This is a genomic window from Mycolicibacterium insubricum (genome assembly GCF_010731615.1).
In the GTDB taxonomy this organism is placed as follows: Bacteria; Actinomycetota; Actinomycetes; order Mycobacteriales; family Mycobacteriaceae; genus Mycobacterium; species Mycobacterium insubricum.
Genome location: NZ_AP022618.1, coordinates 499,658 through 517,524, shown reverse-complemented (window position 1 = coordinate 517,524; position 17,867 = coordinate 499,658). Strand labels below are relative to the sequence as shown.

The following is a 17,867-nucleotide window of genomic DNA, read 5'->3' as shown; positions in this document are numbered from 1 at the left end:
CGGCGCGACATCGGCCCGGACTCCACGGGCGGATGCCATGCCGCTGAACCTCTCCAACCGAGACCAGAACTCCGGACACCTGTTCTACAACCGGCGGTTGCGCGCCGCCATCACCCGGTTCTCCGTCCGGATGAAGCACGACGACCGCAAGCAACAGGCCGCCCTGGCACTGGGCATGTTGTTCGTGCTGATCGGCGTGGGCTGGATGGCGCTGCTGCACGTCCTCAAACCGGCGGGGCTGGTGGGGGAGGCCAGCATCGTCGGAGACCGCCGGACCGGAGCGGTCTACGCGCGTATCGACGGGCGGCTGCATCCCGCGCTCAACCTCACCTCGGCGCGGCTGGCCACCGGCAGCTCGGAGGCGCCCACCTGGGTCAGCGCCTCGGAAATCGCCCGCCACCCGACCGGCCCGATGATCGGAATCCCCGGTGCCCCCGAGGAACTCGCCGTCACCCGCGGAAACTCGGCGTGGACGCTGTGCGACACCGCACCGGGTCATGGCTCGGCGATCCGGGTGACCGCCATCGCGGGCACCCCGACCACCGGCGGCCGTGCCGACGAGCTGGCCCCCGACCGCGCCATCCTGGTCAGCCACGCGGGAGCCACCCACGTCGTCTGGAACGGGCAGCGGTCCCGGATCGACCCGACGGACCGAACCCTGACGTTCAACCTGGGGCTCGACCCGGGGGTAACCCGGCCCATCCCGATCTCCACCGCGCTCTACGACGCGCTGCCGGCGACCGAGCCGCTGATCGTGCCCGTCGTGCCGGGCGCGGGCACCCCGTCGCGGTGGTTGGACGGCACCCCGGTCGGTACTGTCCTGGCCACCCACGACGCCGGCGGCACCCCGTCGGGCTACCACGTGCTGCTGGCCGACGGGGTCCAGTCGGTCAGCCGATTCGTCGCCGACCTGTTGCGCACCGCCGTGCACCAGGGCAGCACCGCGCCGCAGCCGATCTCGCCGGACAGGTTGATCGGGCTGCCCGCCGTCGACGCACTCGCGGTCGACTACTACCCGGATCGACGCCTGGAGTTCGTCGACACCGCCACCAACCCGGTCACCTGCGTGTCCTGGGCGAAGCTGGCCACCGACCGCCGGTCGGTCACCCGGGTGCTGTCCGGGCGGGGATTGCCGATCCCGCAGTCCCAGGACCCGCGACTGGTGTCGCTGGTACGTGAGGACCGGCGACCCGACTCGGTGGAGGCGGACCAGACCCTGGTGCTGCCGGGTGCGGCGAACCTGGTGGCCAGCACCAGTGCCGCACCGGAGACCGAGACTCGGGAGAGCCTGTTCTGGATCTCCCCGCAGGGGGTCCGGTTCGGCATCGACTGGGATGAGGCGACGCTCTCGGCGCTGGGTATCGACGCCGGCGACGTCGTGCAGGCACCCTGGCCGTTGTTGCGCACCTTCGCCGCGGGACCGGCCGTCACCCGGCCGGCGGCATTGGCCGCCCGGGACGCGATCGGCGGCGGCTGACGTGTCGAAGCGCGGATACGTTCGTCCGCAACGGATTCCACCGCCGGTTCTGCCTCCGGCGCGGGTGGCCGTCGCCGCGCCGCTGGCCCTGCCGGAGCGGGAACCCCGAAACATCCTGCTGATGATTGCCATCCCGGCGCTGCTGGTCGGCATCATCGGGACCCTGGTGGTGATGTACGCCTCCGGCGTGCGATCGCTGCAGTCGGGCTTCTTCCCGATGATCGGTCTCGTCGGATTCGGCGCCATGATGTTCAGCGGCCGGCTGGGCCGCGGTCGCCGGATCGGCTGGGGAGAACTGGAGCGGCAGCGCCGCGGATACCTGCGCCAGCTCGACGATGACCGCGACGAGATCCAGCGCGCGGCCGACCAGCAGCGGCGCGGTCAGCAGTTCGTCCACGCCGACCCGCGCACACTCGACGCGGTCATCGGCAGTCCGCGGATGTGGGAGCGGCGCCCGGCCGACCCCGACTTCCTGGACGTACGCATCGGCATCGGGATCCAGCAGGCCGCGGACTCCGCGGTATCGCTGCAATGGCCCGAGGTGCCCGTCGGCGAAGAACTCGAACCGGTCACCGGCGGCGCGCTGCGCGATTTCATCCTGGAGCAGAGCAGGATTCGCGACATCGGCAAGGTGCTCAGCCTGCGGTCGCGGCCCGGATTCTCGGTGATCGGCGACGATGCGGCGCAGCGGCGCGCGGTTGCCCGGGCCGCGCTGTGCTCGGTGGCCGCCTACCACAGTCCGGCCGAGGTGAAGATCCTGCTGGTCACCCGGCACCCCGAGCACTGGGCGTGGCTACTGTGGCTGCCGCACAACCAACACGACACCCGCTTCGACGCCTGCGGACCCCGGCGGCTGGTGTTCGCCTCACCGGGTGAACTGGAGGAGGAGCTCGACGCCGAACTGCACCACAAGAGCCGCGGTCCGTGGAGCCCGCCGAGTACCGCCAGTCCGGTGTCGATGCCCTCGCCGATGGCCCGGGGAACCGACCGCCCGCGCCCGCACTGGCTGATCGTCGACGACGCCGTCACCGCCCCGGACGCTTGGGAGGGGGTGACCGGCCGGATGGGCATGTCCGGCATCACCGTGCTGCGACTGGCCGCGCGGCCCGGCGTCGGCGTCGGATTCTCCTGCGACGACGAGCGATTCGAGCTGCACGACGGTGTGCTGCGGCACGGCGGATCGTTCTACGCCAAGCCCGACGAGCTGTCGGAGTCGACGGCCGCCCGGTATGCGCGCGCGTTGGCGCGCTGGACGCCACTGGGTGCCGGCGAACAGGCGGAGACGCCGGGCCAGGGCGCGGAGCTGCTGCGGGCCCTCGGTATCACCGACCCGCGCCGGCTCGACATCGACCGACTGTGGGCGCAGCGGCGCGGCCGCGCCGACCCGCTGTGGGCGACCGTTCCGGTCGGGGTGAAACCGGGCGGCGAGCTGCAGAACATCTCGTTGCGGGCCAAGGACTTCGGCGGATACGGCTTCCACTCGGTGGTGATCGGCACGTCGGGATCCGGGAAGTCGGAATACTTCCTGGCGCTGTGCAACGGGATCGCACTCACCCATTCGCCGGAGACGTTCAACATCATCTTCGTCGACATGAAGTTCGAATCCGCCGCCCAGGACCTGGCCGGGCTGCCGCACGTGGCCGGTTCGCTGTCGAACCTGGGTAAGGACGACCGGCATCTGGCCGAGCGGATGCGCAAGGCCGTCAACGGTGAAATCGCCCGTCGTTACCGATTGTTCAAACAGGCCGGAGCACGGGACGCCAACGAGTACGAGGAGATGCGGCTGGCCGGCCGGGATCTGGAGCCGGTGCCGATCCTGCTGGTGATCATCGACGAATACCTGGAGCTGTTTCATCACCACCCGGACTGGATCGACCTGGTGATCCACATCGGCCAGGAGGGCCGCGGCTGCAACGTCTTCTTCACCCTCGGCGGGCAACGCCTGGACCTTTCCTCGCTGAGTAAGGCCAAGAGCAACATCGCCTTTCGGGTCGCCCTGCGCGCCGAGACGGCCGAGGACTCCCGCGATGTGATCGGCAGCGACGCCGCGCTGCACCTGCCGTCGCAGGACAACGGGTACGCGTTGCTCAAGGTCGGTCCCCGGGAGCTCGAACAGTTCCGCTGCTTCTACGTGTCGACGCCGTTCGTCGTGCCCAAGGCCGACTGCGGCCCCGCCACGGTCGACCTGTCCCTCGACCGTCCACGGGCGCTGACCTGGCAGCACCAGCCACTGTCGGAGGCGGACGCCGCCGCACTGGCTGCCGTCGACGTCGAACCCGAACCCGATGAATTCCTGTACCACGACGACGGTTTCAAGCGGATGAAGCTGCTCGAGGTGATCCGCGACGCCCTCGTCGCGCATCCGGCCCGGGCGCCCCACCGGATCTGGCTGCCGCCACTGGAAGCACCCGAAACCGCCGACCGGCTGGTTCAGGCATGGCGGGGCAAACCGTGGCAGCAGGACTACGGCGACAACCCGGGACTGGTGTTCCCGGCCGGCATCGAGGATCTGCCCGAGGATCACACCCAGCGGGTGCACGTCGTCGACGCGGCGATGGACAACGTGATGGTGGTCGGCACCACCCAGCGCGGAAAGTCCACCGCCCTGATGACCCTGATGACCACCGCGGCGCTGATGTACCGACCCGAACGGATCACCTTCTACGGCATCGGCTCGGCGCTGTTCCCGGCCGAGGAGCTGCCGCACGTGGCGGCGGTGGTGTCGATGACCGACGCCGAGGGCGTGGCGCGGACCCTGGCAACCCTGGAGGCGCTGCGAGACGCGCGGGAGGCGGCGTTCAAGGCGTTCCAGATCGACATCGCCGAGTTCCGAGACCGGCGTTTCGGGCGGGACGCCGACAGTCGGGGCACCGATCCCGATGACCACTTCGGCGACGTGTTCCTGGTGGTCGACAACTTCGGCGACCTCTACGAGAAGGACATGGCAACCGGGGACCGGGTGATCGCCCTGGCCCGCCAGGGCCTGTCCTACGGCATTCACGTGATGAGTAGCGCCGGCGGTTGGCTGGTCGGGCAACGTCAGGCGCTGATCAACATCTCCAACGCCCGGATCCAGCTGCGGCTGAGCAATCCCGACGAGACCCAGATGGGGACGGGGATCGACCACCGGCGCGCCGCCCGACGGGTACCGGACCGGCCCGGATTCGGTGTCACCGCGGGCGGGCACGAGTTGCTGATGGGCCTGCCGGAGATCCTCGACGCCGGCGGCAACCGGCTCTCCACCCGCGACACCGGCCGGGCGATCGCCGAGTTGACCGGGGTGGCGCGGGTCGACACCCTGGCCCGGCTGCCGCAGCGGATCGCCCTGTCGTCGGTGCTGACGGCGTTCGACGCGACCCCGGGCGCCGCGGACCCGCTGAACCTCCCGTTCGCGCTGGGGGAGCGGGCGCTGGCGCCGGTGGTGCTGCCGGCCGCGGTGCTGCCCAACCTGCTGATCGTCGGGCGCCAGGGCTGTGGCAAGACCACCGCGCTGGCGGCGATCGGCCAGGCGGCGATGTCCCGGCTGACCCCCGACCAGCTGCACATCACCATCATCGACCCCAAGACCAGCCTGATCGGCCGGGTCCAGGGGCCGCACGTCACCGGCTACGCGTACACCGCCGACGACATCGACGAGGCGCTGGCCGGACTGGCCGCGGAACTGACGCTGCGGCTGCCGCCGTCGGGCCTGAGCCAGGAGGAACTGCTGAACCGCAAACCCTGGACGGGACCGCACCACCTGGTGCTCATCGACGACGAACAGGAACTGCGGGCCGCCGGAGTGGTGCTGGGCAAGGCCGCCGCCAGCGCGCCGCTGTGGCCGTTGATCGAACGCAGCCGAGAGATCGGGCTGCACGTGGTGGCGGCCCGGCTGCCCGGCAACTGGGCCGCGGCGGCGGTGATGAATCCGTTGGTCGCCCGGTTGACCAGCTCGCGGGCGCCGACGCTGTTCATGGACAACGACCCCACCACGGTGAAGGTGTTCGGCCGGATCAGCGCCCAGCAGCTGCCGCCCGGCCGGGGCCAGCTGGTGACCGTCGAGGGGGAGATCGAGGGCGTGCTGGTCGGGCGGCCGGACTGAGCCGCCATCGCTCGGTGCGCAGGCGCCGCCTCGATCGTTGGTGCAGACACCACGCTGCTGCCCGCCGGGTCCTCGCCGGCGTGTGGACTGTCTCGACGGCCGGGGTCGGGCAGGCGCGGTGGAGACCGACGCCGGGGCGCTTCTACCCGGCGTCGCGGATGGCCTCGGCCAGAGGCTCCAGCACGGCCGGCGTGTGCGGGGTGGGGAGGTAGACGATGGCCAGGTCGAGACCCTCGGCGCCCAGCGCCAGGGAATCGTCGACCACCTTGGCGTAGTCGAGGTCCGCGTCCAGGCGCACGTGGGCGCTGAGGGTGATCTCGGCTGGGTCGCGGCCGATGTCGGCGCAGGCGGCCGCCAGCACGTCGCGTTTGCGGGCGAACTCTTCCGGGCTGCCGCCCATGAAATTCCAGTGATTGGCGTAGCGCGCGGTCAGCGGCAGAGTGCGCTTCTCGCCGCTACCCCCGATGCAGATCGGCGGGTGCGGTTTCTGCACGCCCTTGGGTTCGTTGCGAGCGTCGGTGAGTTGGTAGTACCGGCCATCGAAGGTCGTTGTTTCCTGCGTGAGCAGGCCGAGAAGAACCTGGCAGGCCTCCTCGAACCGGTCGAACCGCTCCCGGATCGAGCCGAGCTCGATGCCGTAGGCGCCGGACTCCTCCTCGTTCCAGCCGGCGCCGATGCCCAGCTCGAGGCGACCGGCGGAGACAATGTCCAGCGCCGAGGCCATATTGGCCAGCACTGCCGGGTGCCGGTAGTGGATGCCGGTGACCATCACCCCGATCCGCAGCCGGGTAGTGGCCTGGGCCAGGGCGGCGAGAGTGACCCAGCCCTCCAGACACGGCCCGGTGGGGTCGGAGAAGATCGGATAGAAGTGGTCGAAGGTCCAACCGGATTCGAAGACGTCGATGCCGTCGGCGGCCTGCCAGACGGCCAGCATGTCGGCCCATTCGGTGTTCTGCGGGGAGGTCTTGAAGGCGAAGCGCACGTCTGCCGATGCTAGCCGCCACGCCCACCTCCCGCCGCATGGTCGGCGTGACGGGCTGCGGTGCCGAACCGCATTTCGGCTATCTGCGCCGTCGGTTCAGATCCCACGCTGCCGAACCGGGCAGATCTGCCGGCGTGGTGTCTGGATCAACGGGGTGGGGTGTTTAGGGGGTGCGGCCGTAGATGGCGGTGAACCAGATGTGGGCGAGGGTGTCGACGACCTTCTCGTCGGCCACGGCGGGCGGCTCGTTCGCCAGCGCGCCATACATCGCACGTTCGTTCATCAGGTTCAGCGACACTGCGATATCGACGGCCGGAAGGGTCGTCGGCGCGTTCCCGCGTTCGCGTTCGGCCTCGATCAGCAGCGCGGTGTAGTCGACCCAGCGCTGCATGAACCCCGACCAGACCACCTGGAACTCCGGGTGCAGCGTTTTGGCGGCGGCGCCGGCCAGGGTGACGGCGCGGTGCTTGCCGAATGCGGTGAAGAAGGCACTGATTCCGGTGCGGAGGGTCACCAGCGGATCGCCGAGCTCGACCGAGCCGACCAGCGATTCGAAGATGGTGTCGGCATCGGACATCATCTGCTCGAACAGGGTCAGCAGCACCGCGTCCTTGGACGCGAAATAGAAGTAGAAGGTGGGACGGGACAGCCCGGCGCCTTTTGCCAGGTCATCGACGGAGATATCGGTGAACGCCCGCTCGCGCAACAGCCGTTCCGCGGTATCGAGGATGGCCCGCTGGCGCTCGTCGCCGGTGGGTCGGCTGGAGCGCCGGGCGCGCTTGTTGTCGAGGGTGGTCACGGCTCTACCTTAACCCGATGTTGAAAAATTCAACAGAGTGTTGACTAACTCAACATCGCGTCGATAACATGGCGGCATGACTGAACACGTTGATGTGGTGATCATCGGGGCGGGAATCTCGGGCATCAGTGCGGCCTGGCACCTGCAGAAGGAATGTCCCGAGAAGAGCTATGTGATTCTGGAGCGCCGCGACGACCTCGGCGGCACCTGGGACCTGTTCCGCTACCCGGGCATTCGCTCGGACTCCGATATGTACACCCTCGGCTTCGGCTTCAAGCCGTGGACCTCCGCCCGCGGCATCGCCGACGGTGGTGCGATCAAGAACTACCTACGTGAGACCGTCGTCGAGAACGGCATCGACAAGCACATCCGGTACGGCCAGAAGGTGCTGTCCGCGGACTGGTCGGACCCCGACAACCAGTGGACCATCAGCATCGAGGCCGACGGCAAGGCCACGGAGCTCAACGCCTCGTTCGTGATGGTCTGCTCCGGCTACTACAACTACGACGAGGGCTACCGGCCGAAGTTCCCGGGCGAGGAGAACTACCGGGGCACCCTGGTGCACCCGCAGCACTGGCCCGAGGACCTGGACTACCAGGGCAAGCGGATCGTCGTCATCGGCTCCGGCGCCACCGCCGTCACGCTGATCCCGGCGCTGGCCAACTCCGGAGCCGGCCACGTCACCATGCTGCAGCGTTCGCCGACCTTCGTCGGTGTGCTGCCGGGCGTGGACCCGCTCACCCAGCGCACCCTGAAGTACCTGCCGACCGGGCTGGCCCACCACATCAACCGCCTCTACAAAGTGGGCTTCTCCACCGCTCAGTACCAGCTGTCCCGGCGGTTCCCCGGCTACATGCGCAAGACCCTGCTGACCATGGCCAAGCACCGGCTGCCGGAGGGCTACGACGTGAACCGGCACTTCAATCCGCGGTACAACCCGTGGGATCAGCGGGTGTGCCTGGACCCCGACGCCGCGCTGTTCAAGGCCATCAAGCACGGTGACGCCGAGGTGGTCACCGACACCATCGAGACCTTCACCGAAAAGGGCGTCAAACTGGGCTCGGGTGAGGAGCTGGAAGCCGACATCATCATCACCGCGACCGGCCTGAACATGCAGCTGGGCGGCGGTGCGAAGGTGACCCGCAACGGTGAGCCGGTCAACCTGTCCGACTCCGTGGTGTACAAGGGCGCGCTGCTCTCCGGCGTGCCGAACGCCTCGGTCACCGTCGGCTACCTCAACTCGTCGTGGACGCTGAAGGCCGACCTGGTCTCCGGGTACGTCTGCCGCCTGCTCAACTACATGGACGCCCACGGCTACAACAAGGTCGAGGCGCAGGTGCCCGCCGACGTCCAGGCGCAGCCCTTCACCACGGACTTCAACTCCGGCTACCTGCTGCGGGCGATGGATGATCTGCCCAAGTCGGGAGACCGCGGACCGTGGAAGTTCCGGCAGAACTACCTGCAGGACTACAAGGTTCTGCGGATGGACAAGGTGGACGAGGGGTCGCTGCACTTCAGCCGGAATCGTGCCCCGGAGCCGGTGACCGCCTGACCGACGAGCGGCGTTTTTCCGCGAGGAGAGGTCAGGCGCAGCAGCACCGCCTGACCGACGAGCGGCGTTTTTCCGCGAGGAGAGGTCAGGCGTAGCAGCACCGCCTGACCGACGAGCGGCGCCAGAACGCGAAAACCGCACGTACCCCGTTGGGGGCGTGCGGTTTTCGCGTCGGCGGGGGTATCCCGATTAGAGCACGACGATGCCGTCGTCATCGCTGTGCAGGATCTCGCCGGGGATGAAGGTGACGCCGCCGAAGCCGATGGGGACGTCACGCTCACCGGCTCCGGTCTTGGTGGATTTGCGCGGGTTGGTGCCCAGCGCCTTGATGCCGATGTCGAGGGTGCGCAGGGTGGGGGCATCGCGGACTGCGCCGTTGAGGACCAGCCCTGCCCAGCCGTTGCTGCGGCCGAGCTCGGCGATGAGGTCGCCGACCAGTGCGGTGTGCAGGCTGCCGGCGCCGTCGACCACCAGCACCCGGCCTTCACCGGGTTCGCCCAGCACCGACTTCAGCAGCGCGTTGTCCTGGTAGCAGCGCACTGTGACGATCCGACCGGCGAACGAATCCCGGCCACCGAACTGGCGGAACTGCAGGTCACAGCTGCGGACGTCGGGTCCGATCTCGTCGACCAGATCTGCGGTGGGTTGCGGGGTGAGAGTCACCGGCACATGGTAGCGGTCACTCGTCGTCGCGGCGCAACCGTCGTACCAGCAGAATCGCCAGTACGGCGAGGGCCAGAGCGACGAGCGCGGGCACCGGGGAACGGCCGGTCGCGGGTGCGGGCAGCGCGGCCGGAGCCGGGGTCGGATCGGTGGCCTGCTCGACGGTCGCCTTGGCGCTCGCCACCACCTCGGCGAGCGGTTTGGCGGCGGGTGCCTCGACGGGCTTCGCGGCTGCCGGAGCAGCGGGCTCCGCAGGTGCCGGAGCAGAGGGTGCCGGGGGTGCCGGGGCGGCGGGCTTCGGGGCCGGCTTGGGCGCTGTCGGCTTCTCGGCGGCGGTCTCGGCGGTCGGCTCGGCCACCGGAGCGGACGGGGCCTTCGGGGCGGCTGCCTTCTTGGCGGCTGCCTTCTTCGCCGGAGCCTTGGCTGCAGCAGCCTTCTTCGCCGGTGCGGCCTTTTTCGCCGGGGCCTTCTTGGCGGCGGCCTTCGTCACGGGCGGCGCGGCCGGCGTGGCCTCAGGCTGGTCAGCGGGCTGATCCTGCGGGTCGGGCATGTGCTGCGACTCCTTCGGAGGTTCAAAAGTGTGGAGGGCGGAATCTGCCCCGTGGCCCATCATGCCAAATGGGGCTCGCGGTCAGCCGACTCCGAGCCGGGCGAGCAGATCTGCCTCGATCCCGTCGAGCTGGTCGGACACGGCGGCCTGGGCGGTGCGACGGCGAGCCGGGGGCATGGACTCGGAAGCGGTGATGGCGGCCGCCAGGTCGGCCAACCGGGCACCGATGGCGCCGGCGAACTGTTTGGTCTCGGCGTCCTTGGGGTGCGCCTCGACCAGTGCGCGCAGGGATTTCTCCGCCCCGGCCACCCGTGCCGACAGCACGCCGCTCTCCCCGGAGTACTGGCCGAGCTGGGCCAGCGGGACGCCGAGGCGATCGGCGCGCTGCTGGTCGAGATGCCCGCGGATGGCGATCGCTGCCCGATAGACGACGGGAACGAGCACCGGCGCCAGCAGGCGGGTCACCGTCAAGCTGCGGCGGATCCGGGTGGGGGACAGCACGCGCCCTTCGCGGGCGGCCTTGAGTTCGGTCTCGGCGACCTTGATGGCGGTCTTGTCGGCGTCCCGGGATGCCTTGAGCGCCGCGGCCGTTGCCCGGTTCGCGCTGCGCGATTCGGCCTTGATCCGGCGTCGTTCGTTCTTCGCCTCGTACTTGGCCTGCGCCCGCGCCTTGGTCTTGAGTGCCTTGGCTTCAGCGCGCCGGGTTGCCCTGCTCTTCCGCTTCCTGATCAAGCCCATCGGCAAACTGTAGACCGGTCAGCCGTCGAGGTGTTCGCGGCGGCGCAGTTCTTCGGCGGTGCGAAGCAATTCCTGCTTGGCCTCCGGGGAGAGTCCGACGGTAGTGGTCGCGATGCGACGTGCGCCCTCGTCGGTGCGGACCGCCGACAGCCAGGTCAGCTCGGCGTCGAGCTTCTCGTAGTAGTCGTCGTCGGTGAAGTAGGCGGGCTTGATGCGGAAGAAGTTCGCCAGCGCGGTGGTGGTGGCGCTCGACGGATTGGTCCGGTTGCCGGAACGGAGCTGCGACAGGTACGGCGCCGACATCGTGATGCCCTCGGATTTGAGCGCGGCGATCACCTCGGCGGAGGTGTGCGGGCCGCGACCGGGTGGGTAGACCGTGTCGAACAGGCGATTAAGCCGTGCGGCGAACGTCGTGCTCATGGTGAATGGGACCTTCCATAGCCAAGGGTGCTCGGCAAGCGCGAATGGTCGATTTGCTGACCATGCTAGCCACGATGCCTGACGCCGCCAAGTGCAAACTCAACCAGCAGCTTACATTTGCTTCCGAATTTGTCGGAACTCAGGTGCTGCGTCGCTGGTCGGCGGGCGTATTTACCGGATTTTCCTTGCGGAACGGCATTACCAGGTTACTCATCAGTAGGTTATCGGCCGGCCGGTGCAGGGCGGTTAGAGGCCCGCCCCCGGCCACCCCCGGCAACGTTCCCGATGCCGAGGCCGTTCATGTGCGTGATTTGCTGTCCGACAACGGAGGCCCGGGTCAGGAGGCCAGCAGCATGGCCAGCACCGCGGTGTCGGGATCGGCGATCGGGTCGATGCCGACGCGGCTCACCATCGAGGTGACGGTGCCGTCGGACTCGGCTTCCACCCACGCCGCGCGATGCTCCAGGCCTAGGTGGGGCAATCCGGGCAGCAGCACGCACCCCGACGCGGCGCCCGCGCATTCGGGCAGCGTCGGGGTGGTTTCCGACGGGGGGTGCAGAACCAGCAGCGCCGGAGGCTGGTGGCCCGCGAAGCGCCCGGGTTCCACGGCTTCATCGCCGACGACCGGCCCCTCGGCCAGCACCAGGCCGACGGTGCCCGGCTCGGGCCGTTCGGGAAGTTCCTCGCGGACCCCGAACACCGTCGTGGTGGACAGCAGGCCGGGCACCGACGCGATCCGGACCGTCACGATCAACAGCTGCGCCCATTCCTTGGTGGAGTCCGGCCAGCGCCCCGAGACCACGAAGCCCTTGAGCGCACCATCGAGTTGGAAGGGGGCCAGGCCGATGGCCTGACCGGATCCGGAAGCCATGGCAACCTCCGTGACTGGTCGGTTCGAGCTGCTGATCGACACGCCGACGGGCCGGTTCGCCTCAGAATGAGCCACTTTCACCGTGGTTCGCAACCGCAACACGGCCGCTGTTGGATAACGACGGGCCCGACAACGACGAAGGCGGGGTGTGCGCCCGTCGGGCACGGCACCCCGCCTTCGGCAGAGTTCGGTATCAGCCGAAGATCAGACCTTGGGTCTTGGTGGTCGCCGCCGCGTAGCGGTTCTGCACGTCCTCCCAGTTGACGACGTTCCAGAAGGCCTTCACGTAGTCGGCCTTGACGTTCTTGTACTGCAGGTAGAAGGCGTGCTCCCACATGTCGACCTGCAGCAGCGGGATGATGCCCAGCGGCACGTTGGCCTGCTGGTCATAGAGCTGGAAGGTCAGCAGCTTGTCACCGAGGCTGTCGTAGCCGAGCACCGCCCAGCCGGACCCCTGCAGGCCGTTGGCCGCGGCGGTGAACTGGGCGCGGAATTTGTCGAACGACCCGAACTGGTCGTCGATGGCGGCGGCCAGGTCTCCGGTGGGCTTGTCGCCGCCGTTGGGGGACAGGTTCTTCCACCAGATCGAATGGTTGACGTGCCCACCGAGGTGGAAAGCGAGGTTCTTCTCGTTGAGGAAGATCGCCGCGTGGTCGTCGTTGGCGCGGGCCTCCTCGAGCTTGGCCACCGCCGAGTTCACGCCGGCGACGTACGCGGCGTGGTGCTTGTTGTGGTGCAGCTCGTTGATCTGACCGGAGATGTGGGGCTCCAGGGCACCGTAATCCCAGTCCAGGTCGGGCAGCGTGTAGTCGGCCACGAAAGATCCTCTCTGCAGAAAGCGCGGGTTATGACGGTGGTCACGGTCGCGAAGATGGCCATGCTCGGGCCACACAAACCACCTTGCTCCATGTCTACTCGCATGGCAAGGCGCCCCGATCACGGGGGCCGGGATTGACCAGGACGGCGTTGCGCGCGGAATTGTTTCAGAAGATGACGACGGCGAGCAGGATCGCCAGCAACATCAGGGCGATGGCCCCGGCCCGCAGGCAGGCGCTCAGATAGGAGCGGCTGTAGACGATCGAGGACGGATGCCACGACGGTGCCACGGGTCCGGAACTGAATTCCTGCGTGCCCACCTCGCTCCCTCCTTCGCCCACTGCGTGCAATTGCAAGCACCGACTCGGTGACAAGTCTCACAATCGCAAAGCTGTGTGCGCGATCATAGCCCCTCGGCCGGTGCGCGCGAAATCGATTCGGCCGCATCACCGGACCCGTCCCGCGCGGGCCGGAATCCCATCGTCGGCAACTGGCGCGCGACGAGGGGCCGCGGCGTCGCTAGGCTGAACCGGTGATCCAGGTCTGTTCGTCCTGCGGCACCCGGTGGAACGTGCGCGACCAGCGCCGGGAATGGTGCCCACGCTGTCCGGGTGCCCTGCTGGCCCCGACGGGTGCCCCCGCCGCGGGCGGCGCGGCTCCTGCCGCGGTGGCGCCGGATGGTGCCCCCGCGGCCGGCGCGGCCGCCGCGGGCAGCGCCCCGGCCGCCGCTGTCGCGCCCGCCCGTCCCGGTTACCGCTGGATCGCGGTGCGGCCCGGATCCCCGCCGCGGCAGCGGCGACCCCGCGTCGCACTCGGCCCCACCCCGCACTACCAGTACATTCCGCGCTGGTCGCTGCCCGATCCGCCGCCGGTGACCGAGGACGAATCGGCCGGCGAGCACAACCGGATGTCCGCCCGCGGGGTGCAGATCGTCGCCACGGTGACGCAGGCGGTTCTGCTCGGCGCCGCGGCGGCCTACCTGCTGCGCTATCTACTGATGATCCTCAACCGCACCGTGCTGATCTACCCGTTCGTGGCGCTGGGCGCCAACCTGTTGGCAGTGCTGGGTGCGGTCCTCTCGCTGGTGGCGCTGCTGGCCCTGACCCTGGTGCTCACCGGCTGGCTGGTGCACCGCCGCGAACTGAGCTACGCCAGTCGCGGCGAGAAGGACCCGCGCTCGCGACCCGAGCTGTGGGCGGGGTGTGTGGTCCCCATCTGGAATCTGTTCTGGTCGCCCGTCTTCGTCATCGAGCTGGCCACCGCCGAGGCCGGCTATCACCGGTGCCGCCGGCAGATCCGGCAGTGGTGGCTGCTGTGGGTGGCCAGCACCCTGGTCTCGGGGGCCGTGATGACGGTCTCCGGCTTTGCGCTGTGGACCGGATTCGCCACCGACACCCAGGGCGTCGCCGATACGACGCTGGCCGCGATCGTCGGCTACCTGCTGGCCGCCGCGACGGTCTGGGCGCTGATGAGGGTGTTCCGCGATTTCGAGGCCAAGCCGGTCGACCGGCCGCTGCACCGCTGGGTGCCGGTCACCGCGCCGCAGCCGGTCGGCGTTGCGGAGGCGGACTCCGCCGAGCCGGCCGATGAGCCCGATGCCGAACCGCCGGTCGACGTCGAACCCGTCGGCGCCGGCCGGATCGCCTAGTCCGCATGCCGACGCGGTGAGCGGCGAGTCCCCGCGCGTCGTCGCGCACCGGGGTGCGTCGGCGCAGCGGCCCGAGCACACCCGGGGTGCCTACGAGCTGGCGCTGGACCAGGGGTCCGACGGGCTTGAGTGCGATGTGCGGTTGACCCGGGACGGGCAACTGGTCTGCGTTCACGACCGGCGGGTCGATCGCACCTCCAACGGCACCGGCGTGGTCAGCGAGATGACGCTGGCGCAACTCAACGAGCTCGACTTCTCGTCCTGGCACGACGGCGGCGCCGGAGACGAGCCGGGGGTGCTGTGCCTGACCGAACTGGTCGAGCTGGCCTTCGACTGGGGTCAACCGGTCACGCTGTTCATCGAGACCAAACATCCGGTGCGCTACGGCGCGCTGGTGGAGCGACGGCTGCTGGAGCTGCTGGACGGTTACGGACTGGTCGAACCGCGGCACGCGGCCCGCGTGCACGCGGTGATGATGTCCTTCTCGACGGCGGCGGTCTGGCGGGTGCGTCGCAGTGCCCCCATGCTGCCGACCGTGCAGCTGGGCGAGGCGGCGCGGTTTCTCGGTGCCGGGTCCGCCGGGGCGTCGGGCGCAGCCAACGCCGGGCCGCCGGGCGTCCGGTCGGTAGGACCGTCCATCGGCACGCTGCGGGAACGGCCGCAGCTGGTGGAGCGTGCCGTGGCGGCCGGGCGCGGGGTGTACTGCTGGACCGTCGACGAGTTTGCCGATGTCACGTTCTGCCGGGATGTCGGCGTGAACTGGGTGGCCACCAACCATCCGGGCCGGACCCGGAAGTGGCTGGGCGGCTGAGGATTACTCGGCGGGAGCGGCGACCGCGCCCGGGACCATCTCCCGGGCCACGAAGTCCTCGATGTCGAACAGGTTGCCCGCGGCGCGGTCGACGACACGCAGCAGCGTGGTCATGGTGGCGACCTCCTCGACCTGCTCTTTGAGGAACCAGCCCATGAACTCCTCGCCCAGGAAGTCGAACTCGTCGCGGGCGGCGGCGGCCAGCCGGGTGACCTGGTCGGTCACCACCTGTTCGGAGGCCAGCGCCAGCGCGACGGCGTCGCGGATGTCGTCGAAGTCGTTGCGGACCTCGTCGACACCGGGGACCTCGACCCGGATGCCGCGGTCGAGCAGGTAGCGCACCACCCGCAGGGCGTGCGCGCGTTCCTCCTCGGCCTGGGTGTAGAAGAACCGGGCCAGCTGGGGCAGGTCGGCGTCGTCGCAGTGCACGGCGATCGCGAGGTATTGCTGGGAGGCGGTGAATTCGTTGCGGACCTGGTCGGTCAGCAGGATGTGGAACTTGGATTCGGCCGCCTCTGCTACATGCACGGGTCGATAATACCGCAGGTCAGAGGGCATGATATGGAAGGTACGCCTAACTCAGGGCAGCATTCCCTAACGTGAGAGAGGGTTTCAACAGGGTTGCACCGGTTCGCTCAGAAGTTAGCTACGTCACTTCCGCGGCGGTGTCAGATCGCGCCGCCGGCGGCCGTCGGCGCGGTCGGATCGGCCGATCCGCGGGTGTTTAGCTCGCGGGCGACGAAGCTCTCCAGGTGGAACAGGTTGCCGTCGGCCCGGTCGACGATGGTCAGCAGCGTGGTCATCGAGGCGACCTCCTCGACCTGCTCCTTGAGGAACCAGCCCATGAACTGCTCGCCGAGATAGTCGCCCTCGGCGCGGGCCGCCTTGGCCAGCCGGGTCACCTGATCGGTGACCTCGCGCTCCTGCCGCAGGGCCAGTTCGACGGGCGCGCGCACCGAGTCGAAGTTGTTGACCACCGGCGGTACGCCGGGGATCTCCACGTCGGCGCCCTTGTCGAGCAGATACCGCACGATCATCATCGCGTGATTGCGTTCCTCGATGGACTGCTGGTAGAAGCGCTGGGCCAGCTGCGGCAGGTCCTGGCCGTCGAAGTACACGGCCACGGCGGTGTACTGCTGGCAGGCGAAAAACTCGTTCCCCACCTGCGCGTGCAGCAGGTCGATGAAGGTCGGCTCGTCGGCGGTCATGCCAGCCACCATAGGCGGTTGCGCCGGCCGGCAGGGCGCTCAGGGCATGCTCAGGGCTGCGCGTCGAGGACAGACTGGGGGATCGGCCGGTCGGACCCGAGAGCGTCGAACAGATCGGCCGCGGGCTGGTGGTCCCAGATGACCACCTGGCCGGCGTCGGCCCAGGTGTACTCGCCGATCGGGACGGTGACGGTGGTGGCGTCGCGCATGGCCCAGCCCAGCCGCGCCAGATCCCACACCCGGGTGTCGGTGTCGACGGTCAGCGCCCCGGCGACCGCCTGCGGAATCGTCGTCCAGTTCCACGGGTTGAGCCACACCGACGGCTCCGAAACCCGGTGCAGCAGCGCGGTGAGAAACTCCCGCTGGTGCACCATGCGGTCCAGGTCCGCGCGCGGGGTAGCTCGGCTGCGGACATACCCCAGCGCGGCGCTGCCGCCGAGGTTCTGGCAGCCGGCGGGCAGGTTGATACCGGCCAGCGGATCGTCGACCGGTTCGACCGGGCAGACGGTCACCCCGCCGAGGGCGTCGACGACGCCGGCGAACCCGCCGAAGCCGATCTCGGCGTAGTGGTCCACCCGCAGGCCGGTGGTCTGCTCCACGGTCTGGGTGAGCAGCGGCGCGCCGCCCAGGCTGAATGCGGCGTTGATCTTGTCGCGGCCGTAGCCGGGGATCGGGACGTAGGAGTCGCGGGGGATCGACACCATGGTCGCCGGCGTATCGGCGCCGTAGGCCGGCACGTGCACGAGCAGGATGGTGTCGGTGCGGCCGTCGCCGATGTCGCCGCCGGTGGCCAGCTGGTCCTGTTGCGCCTCGGAGAGGCCCTGGCGGCTGTCGGAACCGACCAGCAGCCAGGTGGTGCCGCTGCCGGCGACCGGCCGCTCCGGGTAGTCGGTGAACGCGTCGGTGTGCCGCAGCGCGCGATCGGTGGACACCCCGACCGCCAGCACCGCGCCGATCAGCAGCAGGATCGCGACCAGCAGCAGGGTCAGGATGATCCGTCCCCAGCGCCGGCGTTTGCGCGGCGGCTTCGGGGGTTTCGGCGGCTGCGGGGCAGCTGGTGCCGGAGGTCGGCGATTCGGCGGGGGGGCATCGGATCGCGACGAGGAGGCGGCACGGTTGCGCCGGGGGCGGCCCGCCGGGGTCGGAGTGGCCGGCGGCAAGCGCCGGGGGGTGGCCTCGGAGGGTGGGAAGGTACGCGGACTCAGCGGTATCCGGTCGCCGATTCGGCGGGTGGGCTGGGCCATCCGGTGA

At 69.4% G+C, this 17,867-nt stretch carries 17 protein-coding genes; 5 read left to right on the top strand and 12 right to left on the bottom strand.

What is annotated here, in order from left to right; all coding sequences use genetic code 11:
• Positions 1–37 precede the first annotated feature (37 nt).
• Complete coding sequence (gene eccB, locus G6N16_RS02400; protein ID WP_083032506.1) at positions 38–1,477, top strand: type VII secretion protein EccB; 1,440 nt, start codon at positions 38–40, stop codon at positions 1,475–1,477.
• Position 1,478: 1 nt separating this feature from the next.
• Complete coding sequence (gene eccCa / locus G6N16_RS02395) at positions 1,479–5,558, top strand: type VII secretion protein EccCa (RefSeq protein WP_083032504.1); 4,080 nt, start codon at positions 1,479–1,481, stop codon at positions 5,556–5,558.
• A 142-nt stretch (positions 5,559–5,700) separates the two neighbouring features.
• Here the strand turns inward: eccCa and G6N16_RS02390 are convergent, their stop codons facing one another.
• On the bottom strand, positions 5,701–6,540 hold the full coding sequence (locus G6N16_RS02390) for an LLM class F420-dependent oxidoreductase (protein WP_083032502.1): 840 nt from the start codon (positions 6,538–6,540) through the stop codon (positions 5,701–5,703).
• 163 nt (positions 6,541–6,703) lie between these two features.
• Complete coding sequence (locus tag G6N16_RS02385) at positions 6,704–7,339, bottom strand: TetR/AcrR family transcriptional regulator (RefSeq protein WP_083032500.1); 636 nt, start codon at positions 7,337–7,339, stop codon at positions 6,704–6,706.
• Positions 7,340–7,415: 76 nt separating this feature from the next.
• Here G6N16_RS02385 and G6N16_RS02380 point away from each other — a divergent pair, with 76 nt between their 5' ends.
• Positions 7,416–8,891, top strand: a complete 1,476-nt coding sequence (locus G6N16_RS02380) for a flavin-containing monooxygenase (RefSeq protein ID WP_083032499.1) — start codon at positions 7,416–7,418, stop codon at positions 8,889–8,891.
• A 189-nt stretch (positions 8,892–9,080) separates the two neighbouring features.
• On the opposite strand, the gene rraA is transcribed toward G6N16_RS02380, so the two are convergent.
• From rraA to G6N16_RS21525, 7 genes are all read right to left on the bottom strand, one after another.
• A complete protein-coding gene (gene rraA, locus G6N16_RS02375) occupies positions 9,081–9,554 on the bottom strand; it encodes a ribonuclease E activity regulator RraA (protein WP_083032545.1) in 474 nt (157 codons plus the stop codon).
• A 16-nt stretch (positions 9,555–9,570) separates the two neighbouring features.
• Positions 9,571–10,104, bottom strand: coding sequence for a hypothetical protein (locus tag G6N16_RS02370; RefSeq protein WP_163787743.1), 534 nt, complete (start codon positions 10,102–10,104; stop codon positions 9,571–9,573).
• 81 nt (positions 10,105–10,185) lie between these two features.
• Positions 10,186–10,842, bottom strand: coding sequence for a DUF6474 family protein (locus G6N16_RS02365; RefSeq protein WP_083033860.1), 657 nt, complete (start codon positions 10,840–10,842; stop codon positions 10,186–10,188).
• 18 nt (positions 10,843–10,860) lie between these two features.
• Positions 10,861–11,262, bottom strand: a complete 402-nt coding sequence (locus tag G6N16_RS02360) for a transcriptional regulator (protein WP_083033862.1) — start codon at positions 11,260–11,262, stop codon at positions 10,861–10,863.
• A 337-nt stretch (positions 11,263–11,599) separates the two neighbouring features.
• The gene (locus G6N16_RS02355; protein ID WP_083033864.1) at positions 11,600–12,133 is read right to left on the bottom strand and encodes a peptidase; all 534 of its coding nucleotides are present in this window, start codon (positions 12,131–12,133) and stop codon (positions 11,600–11,602) included.
• 193 nt (positions 12,134–12,326) lie between these two features.
• Positions 12,327–12,950, bottom strand: a complete 624-nt coding sequence (locus G6N16_RS02350; RefSeq protein WP_083033867.1) for a superoxide dismutase — start codon at positions 12,948–12,950, stop codon at positions 12,327–12,329.
• A 166-nt stretch (positions 12,951–13,116) separates the two neighbouring features.
• A complete protein-coding gene (locus G6N16_RS21525; RefSeq protein ID WP_165756853.1) occupies positions 13,117–13,269 on the bottom strand; it encodes a hypothetical protein in 153 nt (50 codons plus the stop codon).
• Positions 13,270–13,481: 212 nt separating this feature from the next.
• Between G6N16_RS21525 and G6N16_RS02345 the strand changes: the two genes are divergently transcribed.
• Both G6N16_RS02345 and G6N16_RS02340 read left to right on the top strand, forming a co-directional pair.
• Complete coding sequence (locus G6N16_RS02345; RefSeq protein WP_083033869.1) at positions 13,482–14,597, top strand: DUF4328 domain-containing protein; 1,116 nt, start codon at positions 13,482–13,484, stop codon at positions 14,595–14,597.
• Positions 14,545–15,408 carry a glycerophosphodiester phosphodiesterase family protein gene (locus G6N16_RS02340; protein WP_083033871.1) on the top strand — a complete coding sequence of 288 codons (864 nt, stop codon included), beginning with the start codon at positions 14,545–14,547 and terminating at the stop codon, positions 15,406–15,408. The genes G6N16_RS02345 and G6N16_RS02340 overlap by 53 nt, the downstream gene beginning before the upstream one ends.
• 3 nt (positions 15,409–15,411) lie before the next feature.
• Here the strand turns inward: G6N16_RS02340 and G6N16_RS02335 are convergent, their stop codons facing one another.
• The 3 genes from G6N16_RS02335 to G6N16_RS02325 all read right to left on the bottom strand — a co-directional run bounded on the left by G6N16_RS02335 (position 15,412) and on the right by G6N16_RS02325 (position 17,860).
• The gene (locus tag G6N16_RS02335) at positions 15,412–15,936 is read right to left on the bottom strand and encodes a ferritin (protein WP_234806046.1); all 525 of its coding nucleotides are present in this window, start codon (positions 15,934–15,936) and stop codon (positions 15,412–15,414) included.
• Positions 15,937–16,076: 140 nt separating this feature from the next.
• On the bottom strand, positions 16,077–16,616 hold the full coding sequence (locus G6N16_RS02330; RefSeq protein ID WP_110810990.1) for a ferritin: 540 nt from the start codon (positions 16,614–16,616) through the stop codon (positions 16,077–16,079).
• Positions 16,617–16,666: 50 nt separating this feature from the next.
• On the bottom strand, positions 16,667–17,860 hold the full coding sequence (locus tag G6N16_RS02325) for an LCP family protein (RefSeq protein ID WP_083033878.1): 1,194 nt from the start codon (positions 17,858–17,860) through the stop codon (positions 16,667–16,669).
• Positions 17,861–17,867 lie beyond the last annotated feature (7 nt).